Genomic DNA, 22,527 nt, shown 5'->3' on the forward strand with positions numbered 1-22,527 from the left:
CCGGCCGGTGGCCGGAGCGGAACGAGTCGAAGCAGAACGAGCCGAAGCGGTACGAGCCGGAACGGGCGCGGGCCAGGACAGCGGGACGTCCGTGGCACCGGAGCCGGAGCCGGAAGTCACAGGGAACAGAGGAGAAGCGACGTGAGCAAGTCGAGCGACTGGACACCCCATGTGGTGACGCCGGACACGGCGGGGGTGGCGGCGGACCACGAGGGCCTGCTGGCGGCGATCAGCGACACGGCGAAGACCGCCGAGCTGCTCCTCGCGAACAAGGCCCTGGTCTTCCGCGGCTTCGGCACGTCCCAGGAGCAGGTCGGCTCGGCGCTCGACCTGCTGCTGCCGAACCGGCTGGCCTACGTGCACGGCAACTCGCCCCGCACCAAGGTCGGCAGCAACGTCTACACCTCGACCGAGTACCCGGCCGAGTTCACCATCTCCATGCACAACGAGCTGTCCTACGCCCGCCGCTGGCCGTCCCGGCTCGCCTTCTACTGCGAGCGCAGCCCGGAGACCGGGGGCGCGACACCGGTCGTCGACGGCACGTTGTGGCTGAGCTCCCTGGACGAGGACGTCAGGGCCGCCTTCAGCAAGGGCATCCGCTACACGCAGAACCTGCAGAGCGGCGCCGGGTTCGGCAAGAGCTGGCAGGACACGTTCGAGACCTCCGACAAGGACGAGGTGGCGGCGCACCTCGCGGATGCCGACGTCTCCTGGGAGTGGAAGGCGGACGACAGCCTCCGGATCACGCAGCTGCGCCCCGCCACCGTGCGGCATCCGGTCACCGGCGACGAGGTCTGGTTCAACCAGTTCGACCAGTGGCACCTCGCCGGACTCGACGCCGACACCGCGACGATGCTCGCCGAGCTGATGACCGAGGACGAGCTGCCGCAGTCGGTGACGTTCGCCGACGGCACCCCCATTCCTGACGAGTACGTGGCGCACGTCCGTGACAACGGTCTGGCCGCGGCGGTGGACGTGGACTGGTACGAGGGCGACCTGCTCCTCATCGACAACGTGGCCGTGGCGCACGGCCGCCGCCCCTACACCGGGCCGCGCCGCGTCCTGGTCGCCATGTCCGGGTGACCTGAACCTGCCGGATCCGGGCCCGGGTCCGGATCCACATCGCGCGGGACGGACCGGCGCTGAAGCTGCTGCTATGACACGAGGGGAACGCAAGAACACATGGTGCCGTTGTCGTATGCGCAGCGTCGGTTGTGGTTCCTGTACCGGTACGAGGGTCCCAGCGCGACCTACAACGTGCCGGTGGTGCTGCGCCTGTCCGGTGCCCTGGACGTCGATGCGCTGCACGCCGCACTGAACGACGTGGTGGCGCGGCACGAGGCCCTGCGCACGGTCTTCCCGGACACGGACGGCCAGCCGTTCCAGGACATCCGCCCGGTCGCCGAGGCGCGGCCGGTGGTGGACGTCGAGACGGTCACCGAGGCGGAGCTGAGCGGCGCGGTGGACCGTGCGGTGCAGTACGCGTTCGACCTCGCGACCGAACTTCCCCTCCGGGCGACGCTGTTCACCGTCGAGGACGCGGTGAGCGCGGTGGACGCCGTGGACGCCGTGGACGCTTTGGGCGGCGAGCACGTGCTCGCTCTGGTGATTCACCACATCGCCGGTGACGGCTGGTCGATGGGGCCGCTGATCCGCGACCTGAGCGCGGCCTACGCGGCCCGGTGTGCGGGCCGGGCTCCGGCGTGGGAGCCGCTGCCCGTCCAGTACGCCGACTACACCCTCTGGCAGCACGAACTCCTCGGCGAGGCCGACGACCCCGACAGTCTCCTGTCCGCCCAGCTCACCTATTGGAAGGGTGCGCTGGCCGGGCTGCCGGAGCTCATCGACCTGCCCACCGACCGCCCCTACCCGGAACAGGCGGGTTCCGAGGGCGGTTCCGTCCCGGTGCGCATCGAGGCCGGACTGCATCAGGCGCTGGTCGACCTCGCGCGGTCGCGCCAGACGACCGTATTCATGGTGTTGCAGGCCGCCCTGGGCGTGCTCCTGCACCGGCTCGGCGCCGGAACTGACATCCCCATCGGCACCCCGGTCGCAGGCCGTGGCGAGGAAGAACTCGACGACCTGGTCGGCTTCTTCGTGAACACGCTCGTGCTGCGCACCGACCTGTCCGGCGACCCCACCTTCACCGAACTCCTCGACCGCGTCCGCGAAAGCGACCTCAACGCCTACGCCCACCAGGACGTCCCCTTCGAAAGCCTGGTGGAAGCCCTCAACCCGACCCGGTCCCTCGCCCACCACCCGCTCTTCCAAGTCATGCTCGCCTTCAACAACACCCCGCGCGCGGCCGTGGAGTTCGGCGGGCTCAAGGCGTCTCCCCAGGCCGTCCGCCTCCAGTCCGCCCGCATGGACCTGTCCGTCAGCTTCGCCGAACAGCACGACGCCGACGGCGCCGCGGACGGGATCAGCGGTGTGGTCTCGTACCGCACCGACCTGTTCGACCACGCCACGGTCACCGCCCTGGCCGAGCGGCTCATCCGCGTACTGGAGAGCGGCGTCGCCGCCCCGGAGCGGCGCGTGTCGTCGTTCGACGTGCTGTCGGGCGACGAGCGGCGCCGGGTCCTGGAGGAGTGGAACGACACGTCCACGCCCGAACTCGCCGGTACCGCGGCCGAGTTGTTCCAGGCGCGTGCGCTGGCCCTGCCCGAGGTGAGCGCGCTCGTCGCAGACGGCGTCCCCGTCTCGTACGCGGACCTCAACGCCCGCGCGAACCGTCTGGCCCGGCTCCTGGTCGAGCGGGGCGTCGGCCCCGAGGACATCGTGGCGCTGGCCATCCCCCGGTCCGCCGACCTGATCACCGCGCTCCTCGCGGTGCTCAAGGCGGGCGCCGCCTATCTGCCGCTCGACACCACCTACCCGGTCGACCGCATCCGCTTCATGCTGCGGGACGCCCGTCCTGGCCTCGTCCTGGCCCACTCCGGCGCCCGCGAGCTCCTGTCGGAGCAGGACGACACGGCCGTCGTCGTCCTCGACGACCCCGCGGTCCGTGAGCACCTCGCGGGCCTGGACGCGTCCGACCTCACCGACGCCGACCGGGTCGGCGCCCTGGACGTCGCACATCCGGCGTACGTCATCTACACCTCGGGGTCGTCCGGCACGCCGAAGGGCGTCACCGTCCCGCACCGGGGGCTCGCCAACTTCGCGCTCGCGCAGAGCGAGCAGTGGGGCATCGGTGTCGGCTCCCGGGTGCTGCAGTTCCTGTCGCCCAGCTTCGACGCCGCCGCTTCGGAGTTCTTCACGGCCCTGCTGACGGGCGGCACGCTGGTGCTCGCCGACGCGGACCGGCTCACGCCCGGGCCCGATCTCCTCGAACTCCTCCGCGCCGAGGAGATCACGCACTGCACGCTGGTGCCGTCGGTCCTGCGGGTACTGTCCGAGAAGTCGCTGCCGGGCACGCTGACGCTGATCGTCGGCGGTGAGGCCTGCGGTCCGGAGATCGTGGAACGCTGGTCCGCGGGGCGGAAGATGTTCAACGCGTACGGGCCGACGGAGATCACGGTCTGCGCGACGTTGAGCGAGGCGCTGTCGGGGGCGGTGGTGCCGCCGATCGGACGCCCGATCGCCAACGTACGGACGTACGTCCTGGACGAGGGACTGTCCCCCGTGCCGCCCGGGGTTCCTGGTGAGTTGTACGTGGCCGGGGCCGGTGTCGCCCGTGGCTATCTCAACCGGCCCGGGTTGACCGCGGGACGTTTTGTCGCCGACCCGTTCGGGCCCGCCGGGTCACGCATGTACCGCACCGGGGACTTGGTGCGGTGGAACCAGGACGGCACGCTGCAGTTCCTGGGCCGTGCCGACGACCAGGTCAAGCTGCGCGGCTTCCGCATCGAACTCGGCGAGATCGACGCCGCGTTGACCGCCTGTCCCGGCATCCGGGCCGCCGCCGCCGTCATCCGCGAGGACCGCCCCGGCGACCGGCGTCTGGTCGGCTATGTGGTGGCCGATGACGTCGTCGGCATCGGCATCGATGTCGACCAGGTGAAGAAGAGCGTGGCCGCGCGGCTGCCGGAGTACATGGTGCCCACGGCCGTGGTGGTCCTGGACACGCTGCCCCTGAGCGCCCACGGAAAGCTGGACCACAGGGCGCTGCCCGTGCCCGACTACGCCCGCGCCACCCCCACCCGGGCCCCCGGCACCCCGCAGGAGCGGGTCGTCGCCGAGCTCTTCGCCGACGTCCTGGGGCTCGACGCCGACCAGGTCGGCGTCGACGACGGCTTCTTCGCCCTCGGCGGCGACAGCATCAGCTCCATCGTCCTGGTCACCCGCGCCCGCGAACGCGGCCTCGACCTCACGCCCCGCGACATCTTCAAGGACCAGACGCCCGGGGCGCTGGCCCGCAGGGCGCGGCCGGTCGGCGACGGGGACGGGGACGGGGGCGGCGGTGACGGCACCGACGTCGACCGCTCAGGAGTGGGCGCGGTACCGCTGACGCCCGTCATGCACTGGCTCCTCGAACCAGGCCACCCCTTCGACGGCTTCAACCAGTCCGTCTTCGTACAAGTGCCCGGCGGCATCGGCCGCGGACAGCTCGGCGACGTCCTTCAGGCGCTCGTCGATCACCACGACGTGCTGCGGGCTCGACTCGTGCGGGACGGCAGCGACGCCGGTGCGGGTACGGCTGCGGGTTCGGGTGCCGACTGGATGCTCGACGTCCCGGCCGCCGGTGCGGTGTCGGTCGAGCCGCTTCTCACCCAGGTGGTGACCGCCGGTCTCGACGACGAGCGGCGGCGTGAACTCCTCGTCCAGCACGCGGAGCAGGCCCGCGCGCGGCTCGCCCCGCACGACGGGGTCATGCTGCAGGCCGTCTGGTTCGACAACGGGCCCGAGGAGCCGGGCCGACTGCTCCTGACGATCCATCACTTGGTGGTGGACGGGGTCTCCTGGCGGATCCTGCTGCCGGATCTCGCCGTCGCGGGAGCAGCCGTACTCGCCGGACGGACGCCCGGGTTGGCGCCGGTCGGCACGTCGTTCCGGCAGTGGGCCCGCAGGCTCACGGAGCTGGCCCGCGAGCCCCGGACCGCCGCGGCGCTGCCCCGGTGGACCGAGATGCTGTCCCGGCCCGAGCCCCGCCTCGGACAGGACACGGACGACCGCTCCGCGCACGGCACCGCCGACACACTGGCCTCGCTGCGCGTGACCGTACCGGCCCGGCTCACCGAGGCGCTCCTCACCCGCGCGCCCGCCACGCTGCACTCCACCACCAACGAGATGCTCCTGACCGGGCTCGCGGTCGCCCTCGCCGACTGGCGCGACGACTCCCGGCACACCGGCACGCTCATCGACCTGGAGGGACACGGCCGCCACGACGACCTCGCAGGGGCCGACACCTCCCGCACTGTCGGCTGGTTCACCAGCATGGCGCCGGTCCGGCTCGACCCGGGCGCCGTACCGGCCGCCGAGCTGCACACCGGCGGGCCCGCGGTGGGCCGCGCGCTGCAACTGGTCAAGGAGCAGCTGCGCGCCGTCCCCGACAGCGGTTTCGCCTACGGACTGCTGCGCCACCTCAACCCGGAGACGACCTCCGCCCTCGCCGGGCTCGCCGACCCCCAGGTCTCCTTCAACTACCTCGGCAGGTTCGCGGTACCTGCCCCCGGCGCCGACTCCACGGCCGCGGACTGGCAGCAGGTGCCCGGCAGCCCGTCGCTCGGTGGCCTGGACCCGCGGATGCAGGCCCCGCACCCGTTGATGATCAACGCCGTCACCGTGGACTCCGCCGACGGTTCCCGGCTGAGCGCGACCTTCAAGTGGCCCGAGGCCCTCTTCACCCACGACCGCGTGCAGGAGCTCGCCGACGCCTGGCTGGCCGCGCTCGCCGCACTCGGCACGCACGCCGAGGGCTCCGCGCCCGCGGGCCGGACCCCCAGCGACCTCGACCTCGTCGACCTCACCCACCACCAGGTCGCCCGCATCGAGGAGCAGTACCCGGAGCTGGCCGACGTGTGGCCGCTGTCCCCGCTCCAGGAGGGGATGCTCTTCCACGCCCTCGCCGACGGCGCCGAACCGGACGCCCGCGACGTTTACACCGTCCAGATGGCGCTCCGCCTCGGCGGCGTCGTACACGGCGATGCCCTGCGGGCGGCGGCACAGCGCATGCTGGAGCGCCACCCCAACCTGCGGGCGGCGTTCTGCCACGAGGGTCTGGACCGGCCGGTGCAGATCGTCGAGAACGGCACGCAACTGCCGTGGCAGGACGTGGACTTGCGCACAGGCGCCGGCTCTGACGTCGGCTCTGACGTCGAGGCTGCCCTGGACGCGTTCCTGAGCGAGGAGCGGGCGCGCCGCTTCGACCTGGCGCGGCCGCCGCTCATGCGGTTCGCCCTGGTCCGCCTGGCCGAGGACCGGCACTGCCTGGTCATCACCCAGCACCACATCCTCACCGACGGCTGGTCCTCCAGCCTCCACATCAATGAACTCCTCGCCCTGTACCGGCTGTACGCGGACGGGGCCGACGACGCCGCCCTGCCCAGGACGACCCCGTACCGCGACTACCTGACATGGCTCGTGGAGCGCGACCGGACCGCGGCGCACGACGCCTGGGCCGAGGCGTTGGCGGGGGCCGAGCCGACGTACGCGGCGGCGGTCGCACCCTCGGCGGCCCCGGGCACCGCGCCCCTGCCCGAGCGGCTCGTGGCCCACCTGGACGCGGACACCACGACGGCACTCGACACCCAGGCACGCCGCGCCGGGGTGACCCTCAACACCCTGGTGCAGTGCGCGTGGGGCGTACTCCTCGGCCGGACGACCGGTCAGGACGACGTGGTCTTCGGCGCCGTGGTGTCGGGGCGGTCGCCGGAGATCCCGGGCATCGAGAACATGATCGGCCTGTTCATCAACACGGTTCCGGTCCGGGTACGGCTGCGTGCCGAGGACACGTGGGCCGATCTGGCGGGGCGGGTGCAGGACGAGCAGGGCGCGCTGCTGCCGCACCAGCACGTGTCTCTGACGGAGATACAGCGGGCGGCCGGTGCGGGTGGTACCGGCGGTGCGGGTGGTACCGGCGGCGCGGGGGGCCTCTTCGACACCGTCGTCGCCTTCGAGAACTACCTGTCGCCCCGTACCGCCCAGGCGGATACCGACGGAGGTCTGCGGGTCACCGGAGCCACGGGCCACGACGGCGCCCACTACCCGCTGAGCCTCGTCGTCGTCCCGGGCCCCGAGCTGCGGCTGCGCCTCGACCACCGCACCGACAGCTACGCCTCCCCGGACGCGGAGGCGCTCCTCGACCGTCTCGTGCGGATCCTGACAGCGATGGCCGAGGATGCGGGTCAGCGGGTCGGGGCGGTGGAGCTGCTCTCGGCCGATGAGCGCGGGCGGGTGGCAGACACGTGGGCCACCGGTCCGGCGGTGGAGGTCCCGGAGGAGACGGCGCCCGCCATGTTCGCGGCACGGGTCGCGCAGACCCCGGATGCCGCGGCGCTGGTGGCGGCAGACGGCAGCACCGTCCACACGTACGCCGAGCTGGACGCGCGGGCGAGTCGGCTCGCGCGGCTGCTCGTGGAGCGGGGCGCCGGGCCGGAGCAGGTGGTGGCGCTTGCGTTGCCGCGCTCGCCAGAGCTGATCGTTGCCGTGCTGGCGGTGTGGAAGGCCGGGGCCGCCTACCTGCCCATCGACACCGGATACCCGGTGGACCGGATCCACTTCATGGTCGAGGACGCCCGCCCCGCACTCGTGGTGACGGACACGACGACCATGCAGCTGTGGGCGCAGAACACGCCAGTCGTGCGGCTCGACGACGCCGTCATCCAGGCGGAGTTGGCGGCCTGTGACCCGACGGGTCCTGCCGCGACCATGACCGGGCCCGCCCATCCCGCCTATGTCATCTACACCTCCGGGTCGACAGGCGTGCCCAAGGGCGTCGTGGTGACCCACGCGGGCCTGGTGAGCCTCGTGGCATCTTCCGCGCCCCGCCTGAATGTGGGGCCGGGCAGCCGAGTGCTGCAATTCGCCTCCCCCAGCTTCGACGCGGCCACCTGGGACTGGAGCCTGGCACTGCTGTCCGGCGCAGCCCTCGTCGTGGCCGACGCCCAAGAACTCGCCCCCGGCGACGCCCTCGCACGCGTACTCACCGACGCGGCCGTGACCTACTGCATGGTCCCGCCCTCCGCACTGGGCGTACTGGACGTGACCCAGGTCCCCGACACGATGACGGTCGTCGTGGGCGGCGAAGCCTGCGGACCCGACGTGGCCGAACGCTGGTCCGCGGGGCGGCGGATGGTCAATGCCTACGGCCCCACGGAAACCACCGTCTGCGCAACCCTGAGCGAACCACTCTCGGGCGCGGCGGTACCACCCATCGGCCGCCCCATCGGCAACACACGTACCTACGTCCTGGACGCCGGGCTGTCCCCCGTACCACCCGGTGTGCCCGGCGAGTTGTACGTCGCCGGAACCGGCGTCGCCCGCGGCTACCTCAACCGGCCCGGACTCACCGGGCAGCGCTTCGTCGCCGACCCGTACGGACCCGCCGGATCCCGCATGTACCGCACGGGTGACATCGCCTCCTGGAACAGCGACGGCACCCTGCGCTACCTCGGCCGCGCCGACGACCAGGTCAAACTGCGCGGCTTCCGCATCGAACTCGGCGAAGTCGAGGCGGCGTTGACCGCCTGTCCCGGCATCCGGGCCGCCGCTGCCGTCATCCGCGAGGACCGCCCCGGCGACCGACGCCTCGTCGGCTACGTCGTGAGCGACGGCGGCAGTCACGCCGAACCGTCCGCCGTGCGCGCCCAGGTGGCCGACCGCCTGCCGGACTACATGGTCCCGTCCGCCGTCCTGGTCCTGAGCGAACTCCCCCTCATGCCGAACGGCAAGCTGGACCGCAAGGCACTGCCCGCACCCGACTACAGCGGCACGTCCACCTCCTCCCGGGCCCCGCGCGACGCCCGCGAGGAGATCCTCGCCGGACTCTTCACCGAAGTCCTCGGCCTCGATCAGGTCGGCGTGGACGACGGCTTCTTCGATCTGGGCGGGCACTCCCTGCTGGCCATGCGACTCGTCGGCCGCGTACGCGCGGTGATGGGAGTGGACCTGGCGATACGCGACCTCTTCGCGGCGCCGACGGTCGCCGCCCTCGCACGGACGGTTGCGGTACCGACGAGCCTGGCCGCGCGCCCCGCGCTGACGCCCGCCACGCGTCCGGAACAGACACCGCTGTCCTTTGCGCAGCGCAGGCTGTGGTTCCTCTACCGGCTGGACGGGCCCAACCCGACGTACAACGTGCCGGTGGTCCTGCGGCTGTCCGGCGCCCTGGACGTCGATGCGCTGCACGCCGCGCTCAACGACGTGGTCGCGCGGCACGAGGCCCTGCGCACGGTCTTCCCGGACCACGACGGCCAGCCGTTCCAGGACATCCGGCCCGCCGCCGAAGCCCACCCCGAAGTCAGCGTCGGGACGATCGCCGAATCGGACCTGGCCGATGCGGTGGACCACGCCGTCCGCCACCCCTTCGACCTCGCGACCGAACTGCCCCTTCGAGCCTCTCTGTTCACCCTCAAGGACGCCGTCGACGAGCACGTCCTCGCACTGGTCATCCACCACATCGCGGGCGACGGCTGGTCCATGGGGCCGCTGACCCGCGACCTGAGCAACGCCTACGCCGCCCGTTGCGCGGGCGGTACTCCCGCGTGGGAATCGCTCCCCGTCCAGTACGCCGACTACACCCTCTGGCAGCACGAACTCCTCGGCGAAGCCGACGACCCCGACAGCCTCCTGTCCGCCCAGCTCACCCACTGGAAGGACGCCCTGGCCGGGCTCCCCGACCGCATCGACCTGCCCACCGACCACCCCTACCCGGAGCAGGCAGGATCCGAGGGTGGTGTGGCCCCGGTGCACATCGAGGCCGAACTGCACCAAGCCCTGACGGACCTCGCACGGTCGCGCCAAACGACCATGTTCATGGTGCTGCAGGCCGCCCTGAGCGCACTCCTGCACCGACTCGGCGCGGGAACTGACATCCCCATCGGCACCCCGGTCGCAGGCCGTGGCGAGGAAGAACTCGACGACCTCGTCGGCTTCTTCGTCAACACGCTCGTGCTGCGCACCGACCTGTCCGGCGACCCCACCTTCACCGAACTCCTCGACCGCGTCCGCGAAAGCGACCTCAACGCCTACGCCCACCAGGACGTCCCCTTCGAAAGCCTCGTCGAGGCGCTGAACCCGACCCGGTCCCTCGCCCACCACCCGCTCTTCCAGGTCATGCTCGCCTTCAACAACACCCCGCGCGCAGAGCTGAAGTTCGGCGGGCTCGATGCCTCGGTGCGGCCCGCGGGCTACCACGCGGCGCGCACGGACCTGGCCCTGAGCCTGGCCGAACGGCACGGCGAGGACGGTTCCCCCGACGGGATCCTCGGCTCCCTCACCTACCGCAGCGACCTGTTCGAGCAGCACACGATGAGCGCGCTGGTGGAGCGGCTGCTGCGCGTGCTGCGTACGGTCGTGGCCGATCCCGGCCAAGGCATCGCCTCCGTCGACGTCCTGTCGGACGACGAGCGGCACCGGGTGCTCGAAGAGTGGAACGACACGGCCACCGCGGTGCCCACCGCCACCGTGCCCGAGCTGTTCCAGGCACAGGCCGCGGCCACACCGGACGCCATCGCCGTCATCGCCGACGGCACCCACCTCACGTACGACGAACTCAACACCCGCGCCAACCAGTTGGCACACCACCTGATCCAGCGGGGCGTCGGCTCCGAGCACATCGTGGCCCTCGCCCTGCCCCGCTCGCCGGACCTGATCACGGCCCTGCTCGCGGTGCTGAAGGCAGGCGCCGCCTACCTGCCCATCGACACCACGTACCCGGTCGACCGCATCCACTTCATGCTGGCGGACGCCCGCCCCACCCTCGTCCTCACTGACACCACCACCACCGACCTCTGGCCCGAGGACACCCCCACCCTCCACCTCGACGAGCCCGTCCACCACACCCGCACAGCAGCGCTCGACCCCACCGACCCCACCACCACACCCGACCCCGCCCATCCCGCCTACGTCATCTACACCTCCGGCTCCACCGGCACCCCCAAGGGCGTCACCGTCCCGCACCGAGGTCTCGCCAACTTCATGGCTGACATGAGGGGCCGGATCGGTGTCCGGGAGGGGGACCGGTTCCTGTCCGTGACGACGGTCGCGTTCGACATCGCCGGGCTGGAGATCTACCTGCCGCTCCTGTGCGGCGCCGGGGTCGTGCTGCCCGGCGCGACGGTGGTGAACGAGCCGCTCGCCATGGTCCGGCTGATCGCCGACGCCGAGGTCACCGTGGTTCAGGCGACGCCTTCGCTGTGGCGGGAGCTGGCGGCGGCGCCCGGGGCGACGAGTCTCGGGCTGCGCCGTGTGCTGGTGGGCGGCGAGGCCGTCTCCTCGGCCCTGGCGGAGACGCTCTGCGAGGTCGGCCGGGCGGTGACGAATGTGTACGGGCCCACCGAGACGACCATCTGGTCGACGGCCGCCGAGCTGACCCGTGGTGATGGCGGAGCCGCTCCGTCGATCGGGCGTCCGATCGCGAACACGCGGGTGTACGTCCTGGACGCCGCGCTGCGACCGGTCCCGCCGGGCGTCGCAGGCGAGCTGTACGTCGCCGGTGCCGGGCTCGCACGGGGCTATCTCAACCGGCCCGGGCTGACCGCGGAGCGGTTCGTCGCCGACCCGTACGGGCCCGCCGGGTCGCGCATGTACCGCACCGGTGACCTGGCTGCCTGGAACACCGACGGCAGCCTGCGCTACCTCGGGCGCACCGACGACCAGGTCAAGCTGCGCGGCTTCCGCATCGAACTCGGCGAGATCGAAGCCGCGCTGACCGCGTGCCCCGGTGTCATCAGAGCTACTGCCGTCATCCGCGAGGACCGGCCCGGCGACCGGCGCCTCGTCGGCTACGTCGTGGCCGATGACGTCGTGGACATCGACCAGGTGAAGAAGGCGGTCGCCGTACGGCTGCCCGACCACATGGTGCCCACCGCCCTCGTCCCCCTGGACGCCCTGCCCCTGACCCCCAACGGAAAACTGGACCGCAAGGCACTCCCCGCACCCGACTACACCAGCGCCACCGCCGGCACTCCCACCCGGGCCCCCAGCACCCCGCACGAGCGGATCATCGCGGGCCTCTTCGCCGAGGTACTCGGCGTGGACGTCGCCCGGGTCGGCAGCGACGCGAGCTTCTTCGCGCTCGGCGGGCACTCCCTGCTCGCCATGCGCCTCATCGGACGGATCCGTGCCGCCCTCGGCGCGCAGTTGCGGCCCAGGGACTTCTTCGAGGCACCCACCGTGGCCGGGCTCGCCGGACGGCTCCGCGGGGCGGCGAAGGCGCAGGGTGATGTCCTGCTGCCGCTGCATCCGGAGGGGGATCGGGCGCCGGTCTTCTGCGTCCACCCCGCGGGCGGGCACAGCTGGGGGTACTACCACCTCAAGGACCATCTGCCGCCCGGTCACCCGCTCTACGGCCTCCAGGCCCGCACGCTGCTGCAGGGCGCGGAGCCCCCGGCGACGCTCTCGGCGATGGCCGCGGACTACGTGCAGCAGCTGCGCTCGGTGCAGCCCAGCGGGCCGTACCACCTCGTCGGATGGTCGTTCGGCGGTCTCGTCGCCTTCGAGATGGCCACGCAACTCCAGGAACGGGGCGAGGAGATCGCCCTCCTGGCGCTCCTGGACGCCTTCCCCGCCGCGGCGAAGGACGGCGTCGAGCCGGTGCCCGCGGACGAGGACAGCATGCTGCGGATGATCGCCGCGAACGCCGGTTACGATCCGTCCGCGATCACCACCGTCGGCGCCGACGAGCCCCTGACACCGGCCGCGTTGAGCGCGTTCTTCCAGCAGGTCGGCGCGGTGATGGCCAATCTGACGCCGGACGACCTCCGTACCTTCGCGCACACGCTGCGGCACAACGCGGGCATCGGCGCGGCGTTCTCGCCCGGCGTGTTCCGCGGCGACCTGCTCGTGCTGACCGCGGGCCTGGGACGGGACGGGTCACGGACCGCGCCCGACAAGGGACTGGACGCCTGGACGCCGCACGTCGACGGACAGGTCGACGAGCACCAAGTCCCCTGCTCCCACGACGACATGTTGCTGCCGAACGTCCTGAAGCCCGTGGGCGAGATCCTCTCCCGCACCCTTCAGAACCTTCCCCTGCAGAACCTCCCATCCAGCAAGCCCTCAAGGAGCTGACATGACGAACCCCTTCGAGAACCCGGACGGCACCTACCTGGTGCTCGTCAACGACGAGAACCAGCACTCGCTCTGGCCGGTCACCGTCGACGTGCCCGCGGGCTGGACCACCGCGCACCCGAGCGACACGCGCGAGGCCTGCCTGCGCTTCATCGAGGAGAACTGGACCGACATGCGCCCGCGCAGCATCGCGCAGCGCATGGCCGACAAGTAAGACGAGCAAGGAGAGAGGGAAGAGCGTGGGCTCCCCGACCGCCCGTCCCGCTGCCGGCTACGACCGTGCGCGGCACGGCATCCACAATTTGCGCCGTGCCGAGGTCATCGCCGACCCCGGGCTCTACTGGAAGGCGATCGCCGAGCTGCCGCCCGTCTTCTACGACGAGGTCGGAGGCGTCTGGGTCTGTTCCGGGTACGCCGAGTCGGTCGAGATCCTCGCCAACCACCGGGCGTTCTCGTCCGCGCGCCACCACTCCCCCGACGACCTGGCGGCGCGCGGCATGAGCGGCATCGTGCCGACCGCCGAAATGCTGTCCGCCCAGTTCCTCTTCAACGACCCGCCGGACCACACCCGGATCAGGAACGCCCTGCGGGGCGAGTTCTCACCGGCCGGTCTGCAACGGCACGACGACGTCCTGCGGGCGATCGCCGACCGGGTCCTGGACACGCTGCCCGACGCCGGAACCGTCGACCTGGTGAAGGACTTCGCCGAGCGGCTGCCCGAGCACCTGATGACCCATCTGCTGGGCATGGCGGGCCGCGGCGCGGAGCTCACCGCGTGGGCCGACGCGTACGAGCGCCTGCTCAGCAGCGTCTCCACCTTCCCCAGCCGGGCCGACCTGGAGACGGTCCCGCTTCTCGACAAGGCGCTCGCCGGGCTGCGCGAGCTCGCCGCCGAACGCCTCGCCGCGCCCGGCGACGACCTCGTCTCCACCCTGGCCACGGCCCTGCGGGACGACTTCGCCGCCGATCCCGCGGAGGAACCGTCCGCCGAGCTGCTCCACCTCGTCGCCGCCAATGCGATGGTCCTGGTCGCGGGCGGCTACCAGACCCTGACGCACCTCGTCTCCAGCGGGCTGCTGCTGCTCGCCGACCACCCGGAGCAGCTGCGGCACTTGCGGCAGGACCACGCGCTCGCCGATTCCGCCGTGGCCGAGGTGCTGCGGATCGACGGGTCGAGCCAGTACGTGGGGCGGCATGCCGCGCGTGACATCGAGATCGGCGGGGCGCGGATGGCGGCCGGGGACGGAGTCCTCGTCCTGCTCGCCGCGGCCAACCTCGACCCCCGCAAGTTCACCGACCCCGGCGCCTTCGACATCACGCGCAGCGAGGGCCGCCACCTCGGGTTCGGCTCCGGTCCGCACTACTGTTTGGGTGCGCCGTTCGCCGAACGCCTGGCGCGCTGGGCGATCCTCGGGTTCGTCGAGCGCTACGAGCGGTTCGGGCTCTCGCCGACCGAGGCGGACCCGGTGGAGTGGGGGCCGCACTGCAACACGCGCTCCCGGCGCCGGGCCGCGGTGCTCGTCGGCCGTACGGCCGAGACGGCCGAGAGCGAGTCGCCGGACGGCCGAGCGGTCGACGCCGTGCCCGCGGCCAAGGCGGTCACCGATCTCGAACGGCACCAGATCGTCGCCGAGTGGAACGACACCAAGGCCGACGACGACGGCGCCGCCCAGGTCTGCTGGCAGCTCCTCTTCGAGGAGCGGGCCCGGCTTGCGCCGGACAGCACGGCGGTCGAGGACGAGGGCGTCGTGTACTCGTACGCGGACATCGACGCGCTGGCGAACGGGGCCGCGCACCGGCTGCGCGAGCTGGGCGTGGAGCCCGAGACGGTCGTCGCGATCAGCATGGAACGCTCCGTGCGGCTGGTGGTCGCCATCCTGGCCGTGGCCAAGGCCGGGGGCGCCTTCCTGCTCGCCGCCGCCGACTGCCCCGGCGAGCGGCTGAGGACCATGCTGGAGCAGACGTCCGCGCGGCTCGTCATCGCCGACGACGCCACCGGGGACCGGATCGCGGCCCTGGACGTCCCGGCGGACGTCGTACGGCTCGATCCGGCCGTGCGCGCCGCCGCCCCGCCGATCACCGGCGTCGGACCGGGCAACACCGCCTACATCGTGTTCACCAGCGGCACCACCGGTCGGCCGAAGGCCATCGCCAACAGCCACGAGGCGCTGACGAACCTGCACATCGCGCAGCGCACGGTGTTCCGGATCCGGCCGCAGGACAGGGTGCTGCAGTTCCTGTCGCTGAACTTCGACGGGTGCATCTCCGAGGCCGTCCTGGCCCTGCTGTGCGGGGCGACGCTCGTCGTCGCGCGGACCGCGCACCTGACCCCCGGCCCGCCGCTGCTGCGGCTGCTGCGTGAGCGGCGGGTGAGCGTCGCCATCATGACGCCGTCGGTGTGGTCGGTGCTCGGGCGCGATCCGCTGCCCAACCTGCGCATCGCGGCCTTCGCGGGCGAGCGGCTGCCCGGCGCCCTGGTCCGCCGCTGGACGGCACCGGGCCGCAGGCTCCTCAACCTCTACGGCCCCGCAGAGGCGGCGGTCTGGACGACCTGGCACGAGTGCTCCGGCGAGGAGGACCCGCCGATCGGGCGTCCGGTCGCGGGCAAGCGCGTCTACGTCCTGGACGAGGAGCAGCGGCTGCTCCCTGCCGGAAGTCCGGGCGAGCTGTACATCGCGGGGATCGGGGTCGGCCGCTATCTGGGGCGCCCCGACCTCATGGCCGATTCGTTCGTGCCGGACCCCTTCGCGGGGCGGCCGGGACGGTTGATGTACCGGAGCGGTGACCTGTGCGTCTGGCGGGAGGACGGCTCCCTGGAGTACGTCGGCCGCCGCGACCGGCAGGTCAAGATCCGGGGGCAGCGCGTCGAACTGTACGAGGTGGAGCGGGTGTTGGAGAAGGCGCCCGGGGTTTCCTCCTGCCACGCCGTCGAGCGCGACAACCGGCTGCACGCCTACGTGGTGCCCGAGGAACCGGGGTCCTGGGACGAGGCCGCGGTACGTCGCCATCTCGCCGAGCGGCTGCACGGCGGCATGATTCCGGCGGTGTTCACCGTCACGGAGCAACTGCCGATCACCTCGATCGGGAAGGTGGGGCAGCGGCACGAGACGGCTGCCGTGCCGGTGGCCGAGGTGTCTGCGATACCGGTGGTGCCCGTAGTGCCTGCGGTTTCTACGGTGCCCGTAGTGCCTGCGGTGCCTGCGGTGCCTGCGGTGCCTGCCGCAGCCGTGCCGGGAGCCGCCGCGGGGTCCACCCACGTCACCTGGGAGCTGGCTCAGCTGTTCTCGTCGTGCCTGCGTGTGCCGCAGGTGCACGTGAAGCTGGACACCGACTTCTTCTCCGCGGGCGGCGACTCATTGGCCATGGCCGAGTTCATGGCGGCCGCGGAGGACCGCTTCGGCATGGTGATCGACATCCAGCGACTGCTCGACGAACCGACCCTGGCCGGACTTGTGCAGCTTGTGAGCGAGGGGCGAACGGTTCAGTGAACGACGGAACGACGCAGACCGGAACAGCGCGGGCGCGGCCGGTGATCAGTACGTGGGGGGACGGGACGGACACGGCTGCCCGGCCCGTGCTGATCGTGCACGGCTCGGTGGACCGCAGCGACACGTTCCGCCGCGTGGTCGATCAGCTGCCGGGCCGTCCGGTCCTCGGCTACGACCGGCGCGGCTGGGGCGCGTCCCGCCCGCTCGGGGGCGCGGACGTCGACTTCCAGGTGCACGTGGACGACCTGCGCGCGGCTCTGGCGGAGCTGGACGCGCCGCCGGTCGTACTCGGTCACAGTTACGGCGCGCTGGTGGCCCTGGCCGCCGCGGCCGCCGACCCGTCGCGCGTCGCAGGGATCGTCGCCGTCGAACCCCCGGTGCGCTGGCTGCCCTGGTGGCCCGCCGACGACCCGTGGGAGCGGACCGTGCGCGACGCCGCCGCCCAGGGAGGTCCGGAGCAGGCGACGCGGGCCATGCTCGCCGAACTCCTGGGCCCGGCAAGCCGGTTGCACCTGGCCCGCGCCCGTCCTTCCGACCTCGCCGCGGACGGGGAGGCCCTCATCTCCGAGATGACGGACCCCACAGTCGACGCGCCCGCGTTCGACCCGCTGACGTTTCCGCTGCGCACCGTGGTGGCGGCCGGATCGCGGTCGGCCGCGCACCACAGGGAAGTGGCGCGGCGGCTCGCCGAGCTGCTGCCGCACGGCCGGTTCGCCGAGATCGCCGGTGCGGGTCACGCCGCGCACGTCAGCCATCCGCAGGAACTGGCCGAACTGGTACGAGAGATCGACATGACCGAGGAGCACCACGCATGATGCCCAGCGCACTTGAGAACGCCGTCTACGGACTGCTCTCCACTCCGGTGCTTCACACCGCCGTCGAGCACGGAGTGTTCACCTCCCTCATCGAGGACGGCCCGGGCACCGTCACCGTCCTCGCCGAGCGCCTCGACATCGACGAGGACACCCTGGACCGCATGCTGCTCGTCCTGACGTCCCTCGGCGTCGTCACCCGCGCGACGGGCGGTGCATACTCCCTGGCCTCCGACGCGGCGCCGTTCCTCGACCCCCGCAACAGCCGGTACCTGGGCGGCTTCATCAAGCACCTCACGCTGGAGACCCAGGGCCGCCTCGGCCGCCTCGACAGCTACCTCGCCAAGGGGAAGCCGACCTCGGAGGCGTCCCCGTTCGACGACGTGTACCGCGACGCCGAGTCGCTGCGGGACTTCATGCGCGCCATGTGGGACCTGAGCTTCGGCGCCTCGCAGGAGCTGGCCGTCCTGGCCGGGATGGCGGGGACGAAGCACCTCGTGGACGTCGGTGGGGCCACCGGCCCGTTCGCCGTGGCGGCGCTGCTCAGCGAGCCCGCGCTGCGCGCCACCGTCTTCGACATGCCTGCGGTCGGCCCGCTGGTCGGCGAGGACGCCGAAGCGCGACCGGTCGCCGACCGCCTCGACTTCGTCGGCGGCGACTTCTTCGCGGACGAACTCCCGCAGGGCGACTGCCTCGCCTTCGGCTACATCCTCTCCGACTGGGACGACGACACCTGCGTCACGTTGCTGGAGAAGGCGTACCGCGCGTGCCGGGCGCCCGGCCGGGTCCTCATCATGGACCGCCTCTTCGAGGACGACCGCAGCGGTCCGCTGGCCACCGCCGCGATGAACCTCGTGATGCACATCGAGATGGCCGGGAAGCACCGTACGGCCGCCGAGTTCGTCGCCCTGCTGGAGCGGGCCGGGTTCGGCGACTGCGAGGTGCGGCGGTCCGGCGGCGAGAAGCACGTGGTCATCGGCCACAAGAGGTAGCCCCGGTGGGCGGCTGAGCCGAAATTCCCCGGACGGGCGAACAGTTATGCAGCGGAATGGAGCTTCCTCATGAATGGCGCACCACAACACGGGCACAATCTTCTGTTCCTCTGGAGCCCTCCGCGGAGCCTTTCCACCGCCTTCTTGAGAATGATGATCCAGAGAGGTGACCACCTCGTCGTCCACGAGCCGTTCTCCAGCCTCGTGGTGCAGGGGTACGCCGTCGTGGAGGGCGAGAAGATAACCGACCAGCGTGAACTCCTGGACACGCTCCAGGAGATCTCGACGCGCCGCCGGGTGTTCGTCAAGGAGACGACGGAGTACCGCTACGACATCGTCGACGCCCCGGACTTCCCCAAGATCGGCTGTCACACCTTCCTGATCCGGAACCCGGAAGCGGTGATCTCGTCGCACTACGCGATGAAGCCGGACATCACCTGCTCCGAGATCGGTTTCGAGTACCAATTCGAGATATTCCGCACCGTGCGCGAGAGCATCGGGGCCTGCCCCGTGGTTTTCGCGGCGGAGCGGCTGGCCGACGAGTCCGACGCCGTGGTCCGTGACTACTGCGACCGGGTCGGCATCGACTTCATGGAGTCCGCTCTCTCGTGGGAGCCCGAGAACCGGGACGAGTGGAGCCGCACCAGGGAATGGCACGCGGACGCGGCGCGGAGCAAAGGGTTCGACTACGTTCCTCGCGTCTATCAGGACAGAGTCGAGAACAATGCGACGCTGGCGTCGTACTACGCGTACCAGTTCCCCTTCTACGAGCGGATGCGGTCCTTCCTGGCGGACCGGTCAGGATGACATTCCCGCGGTGAGCGTGGTGCCGTCGCTCGGGTCGATGAGGATGAACGAGCCGGTGCGCCGGGAGTCGGCGTAGGAGTCGATGGGCAGCGGCTCGGCGGTGCGGATCCGCACCCGGCCGATGTCGTTGGCGACCAGTTGTCCCGGGTACGGGTGCGGAGACAGGTCGTCGAGCGTGAGCCGGGACGCGATGTCCTTGACGATCGCCTTGACCGTGCGGGTGCCGTGCTTGAGCAGCACCCGGTGCCCGACGGTCAGCGGCGCGTCGGCCACGTGGCACACGGTCGCCGTCACGTCCTGCGTGAGTGCGGGCGCCTCCTCGGTCGGCACGATCAGGTCGCCGCGCGAGACGTCGACGTCGTCCTGGAGCAGGATCGTCACCGACTGCGTCGTCCACGCCACCTCGACCGGTTCGCCCAGCAGGCCGATGCCGGAGATCTTCGTGGTCCGGCCGGACGGCAGGATCGTGACCTCCTCGCCGACGCGGAACGTCCCGGCGGCGATCCGGCCCGCGTAGCCCCGGTAGTCGGGGTGCTCGGCGGTCCGCGGCCTGATCACGTACTGCACGGGCAGCCGGGCGGAGCCGGGCGCCAGGTCGTCGCCGACGGGCACGGTCTCCAGATGTTCGAGAACGGTCGGGCCGCCGTACCAGTCCATGTGCTCGGACGGCTCCACCACGTTGTCCCCGGCGAGCGCCGAGATCGGGATGGCGGTGATCTCCGGTACGCCCAACTCGGCTGCGTACGCGGTGAATTCCTCGGCGATCTTCGCGAAGGCGGTCTCCTCGTACGCGACGAGGTCCATCTTGTTCACGGCGAGGACGACGTGCGGGACGCGGAGCAGGGCGGCGATGGCGGTGTGGCGGCGGGTCTGCTCGACGACGCCGTTGCGGGCGTCGACCAGGATCACCGTCAGCTCGGCGGTGGAGGCACCCGTCACCATGTTCCGGGTGTACTGCACGTGGCCCGGCGTGTCGGCCAGGATGAAGCGGCGGCGTGGCGTGGCGAAGTAGCGGTGGGCGACGTCGATGGTGATGCCCTGCTCGCGCTCGGCGCGCAGGCCGTCGGTGAGGAGTGCGAGGTCCGGGGCGTTCTGGCCGCGGCTCGCGGAGGCGCGCTCCACGGCCTCCAGCTGGTCGGTGAGGACCGACTTGGAGTCGTGCAGCAGCCGTCCGACGAGGGTGGACTTGCCGTCGTCGACGGAGCCCGCGGTGGCGAACCGGAGCAGGGTGGTGTCCGGGAGCACCTCGGACGCGGTGGCCTGCGCCGTCGTGGTCGTCTGCGCCGTCGTGGTCGATTGCGCCGTCGTGGTCATGGTTAGAAGTACCCCTCGCGCTTGCGGTCTTCCATCGCGGCCTCGGAGAGCTTGTCGTCGGCCCGGGTCGCGCCCCGCTCCGTGATCCGGGACGCGGCGATCTCGGCGATCACGGCGTCCAGCGTGGTGGCGTCGGAGTCGACGGCGCCGGTGCAGGACATGTCGCCGACCGTGCGGTAGCGCACCTGCCGCCTCGCGACCGTCTCGCCCTCCTTGGGACCGCCCCACTCGCCCGCGGTCAGCCACATCCCGGAGCGCCGGAACACGTCGCGCTCGTGGGCGAAGTAGATCCCGGGCAGTTCGATGTCCTCGCGGGCGATGTACTGCCACACGTCCAGCTCGGTCCAGTTGGAGAGCGGGAAGACGCGGACGTGCTCGCCGGGCGCGTGCCGCCCGTTGTACAGGTTCCACAGCTCGGGGCGCTGACGGCGCGGGTCCCACTGCGAGAACTCGTCGCGCAGCGAGAACACCCGCTCCTTCGCACGCGCCTTCTCCTCGTCACGGCGTCCACCGCCGAACACCGCGTCGAACTTCTCACTCTGGATCTTCTCCGTCAGCGGCAGCGTCTGCAGCGGGTTGCGGGTGCCGTCAGGGCGCTCCTTGAGGACGCCCCGGTCGATGTACTCCTGCACCGACGCGACGTGCAGCCGCAGCCCGTGCGCGGCCACCACACGGTCCCGATAGGCCAGCACCTCGGGGAAGTTGTGCCCCGTGTCGACGTGCAGCAGCGCGAAAGGCACCGGCGCCGGTGTGAACGCCTTCAGCGCCAAGTGCAGCATGACGATCGAGTCCTTGCCCCCGGAGAACAGCATCACCGGGTTCTCGAACTCGCCCGCCACCTCGCGGAAGATGTGCACCGCCTCCGACTCCAGCACGTCCAGGTGCGAGAGAAGGGGTGCGCCGCCGGTCGGCAGCTCGGCGGTGGTCGACGCGACTACGGTCATATCAGCCCCCGTTCGGTGAGCATGAGGTGGATGCCGTCCGCCGAGACCGAGACCGGCTCGCGGTGCGTGTGCAGCCGCAGATCCGGCCGCTCGGGCGCCTCGTACGGATCGTCCACACCGGTCAGGCCCCGGATCGCACCGGCGGCCTGCTTGGCGTACAGCCCCTTCACGTCCCGCACCGAGCAGACCTCGACGGGCGCCGCGACATGAATCTCCAGATACGGGATGCGCGCGAGGTCGTGGCGCAGCCGGACGCTCTCCCGGTTGGCGCGGTAGGGCGCGATGACCGGCACCAGCACGATGACGCCGTTGCGGGCGAGCACCTCGGCGACCATGCCGACGCGCCGCACGTGCGTGTCGCGGTCCTCGCGGGAGAAGCCGAGCCCCGTCGAGAGGTTCGTGCGGAGCTCGTCCCCGTCGAGGACCTCCACCCGGTGGCCCTCCGCCCGCAGCCGGGCGGCCAGCTCCTGGGCGACGCTGCTCTTTCCCGCACTGGGGAGTCCGGTGAGCCACACCGTGAAGCCCGAGGGGCGGCGGACCCGGGCCGAGGGCGGGGAGGAGACGACGAGCGGCGTCTGCTCGGTATCCGACGGGCTGCTCCCGGCACGCCGTCCGGCGGAACCCGGAACCGTATCGAGGATCGCTCGCGCGAGCCCCGCGGCCTGCTGCCGGATCTCCGGGACGGCGGTGGTCTCCCACAGTTCGCCGCGCCGGTGCGCGCCGAGCGTCCACAGCGAGCGGTATCCGTCACGGGAGCGCAGCTGCCCCTCGGGCGTACCGGCCAGCCCGATGCCCAGCGGCCCCGGCACGGCCAGCCCCGACGACAGCAGACAGGTGAGCAGGGGGTCGCAGGAGTCGGCCGGGCGCAGACCCGGCCCCGAACAGTCCACCACCCAGCCGACCCGCACGGGTTCCGAGCCCGTCGGCGTGACGGTCAGCGCGTCCGGATCCATCCGGGTCTCGGCGGCCTCGCCCACGTGCAGGCGCAGGCGCCGGGCGG

At 71.7% G+C, this 22,527-nt stretch carries 10 protein-coding genes; 7 read left to right on the forward strand and 3 right to left on the reverse strand.

The window, feature by feature from the left end; genetic code table 11:
• Positions 1 to 141 precede the first annotated feature (141 nt).
• The 7 genes from ABZV77_RS01645 to ABZV77_RS01675 all read left to right on the forward strand — a co-directional run bounded on the left by ABZV77_RS01645 (position 142) and on the right by ABZV77_RS01675 (position 19,269).
• A complete protein-coding gene (locus tag ABZV77_RS01645) occupies positions 142 to 1,083 on the forward strand; it encodes a TauD/TfdA family dioxygenase (RefSeq protein WP_356249137.1) in 942 nt (313 codons plus the stop codon).
• Positions 1,084 to 1,182: 99 nt separating this feature from the next.
• Positions 1,183 to 13,170 (forward strand): amino acid adenylation domain-containing protein, encoded by an 11,988-nt coding sequence (locus ABZV77_RS01650; protein WP_356249139.1) that lies wholly within the window; start codon positions 1,183 to 1,185, stop codon positions 13,168 to 13,170.
• Position 13,171: 1 nt separating this feature from the next.
• Positions 13,172 to 13,384 carry an MbtH family protein gene (locus ABZV77_RS01655; RefSeq protein WP_356249141.1) on the forward strand — a complete coding sequence of 71 codons (213 nt, stop codon included), beginning with the start codon at positions 13,172 to 13,174 and terminating at the stop codon, positions 13,382 to 13,384.
• A gap of 25 nt (positions 13,385 to 13,409) precedes the next feature.
• Complete coding sequence (locus tag ABZV77_RS01660) at positions 13,410 to 16,658, forward strand: amino acid adenylation domain-containing protein (protein WP_356249143.1); 3,249 nt, start codon at positions 13,410 to 13,412, stop codon at positions 16,656 to 16,658.
• Positions 16,655 to 17,473, forward strand: a complete 819-nt coding sequence (locus ABZV77_RS01665; protein ID WP_356249145.1) for an alpha/beta fold hydrolase — start codon at positions 16,655 to 16,657, stop codon at positions 17,471 to 17,473. Before ABZV77_RS01660 ends, ABZV77_RS01665 begins: the two co-directional genes overlap by 4 nt.
• Complete coding sequence (locus tag ABZV77_RS01670; protein ID WP_356249147.1) at positions 17,470 to 18,462, forward strand: methyltransferase; 993 nt, start codon at positions 17,470 to 17,472, stop codon at positions 18,460 to 18,462. The genes ABZV77_RS01665 and ABZV77_RS01670 overlap by 4 nt, the downstream gene beginning before the upstream one ends.
• Before the next feature lie 69 nt (positions 18,463 to 18,531).
• On the forward strand, positions 18,532 to 19,269 hold the full coding sequence (locus tag ABZV77_RS01675) for a sulfotransferase family protein (RefSeq protein ID WP_356249149.1): 738 nt from the start codon (positions 18,532 to 18,534) through the stop codon (positions 19,267 to 19,269).
• Here the strand turns inward: ABZV77_RS01675 and ABZV77_RS01680 are convergent.
• Genes ABZV77_RS01680 through cysC form a run of 3 tightly spaced genes read right to left on the reverse strand, consistent with a single transcriptional unit; the run spans position 19,261 to position 22,042 of the window.
• Positions 19,261 to 20,583 (reverse strand): GTP-binding protein, encoded by a 1,323-nt coding sequence (locus ABZV77_RS01680; RefSeq protein WP_356249151.1) that lies wholly within the window; start codon positions 20,581 to 20,583, stop codon positions 19,261 to 19,263. The two genes, ABZV77_RS01675 and ABZV77_RS01680, sit on opposite strands and share 9 nt — an antisense overlap.
• A 2-nt stretch (positions 20,584 to 20,585) precedes the next feature.
• Positions 20,586 to 21,527: a sulfate adenylyltransferase subunit CysD gene (gene cysD / locus ABZV77_RS01685; RefSeq protein ID WP_356249153.1), complete on the reverse strand. Its 942-nt coding sequence runs from the start codon at positions 21,525 to 21,527 to the stop codon at positions 20,586 to 20,588.
• On the reverse strand, positions 21,524 to 22,042 hold the full coding sequence (gene cysC / locus ABZV77_RS01690; protein WP_356250131.1) for an adenylyl-sulfate kinase: 519 nt from the start codon (positions 22,040 to 22,042) through the stop codon (positions 21,524 to 21,526). Before cysC ends, cysD begins: the two co-directional genes overlap by 4 nt.
• Positions 22,043 to 22,527 lie beyond the last annotated feature (485 nt).

Origin of the sequence: Streptomyces sp. NPDC004732, from assembly GCF_040609235.1 — a bacterium.
Lineage (GTDB): Bacteria > Actinomycetota > Actinomycetes > Streptomycetales > Streptomycetaceae > Streptomyces.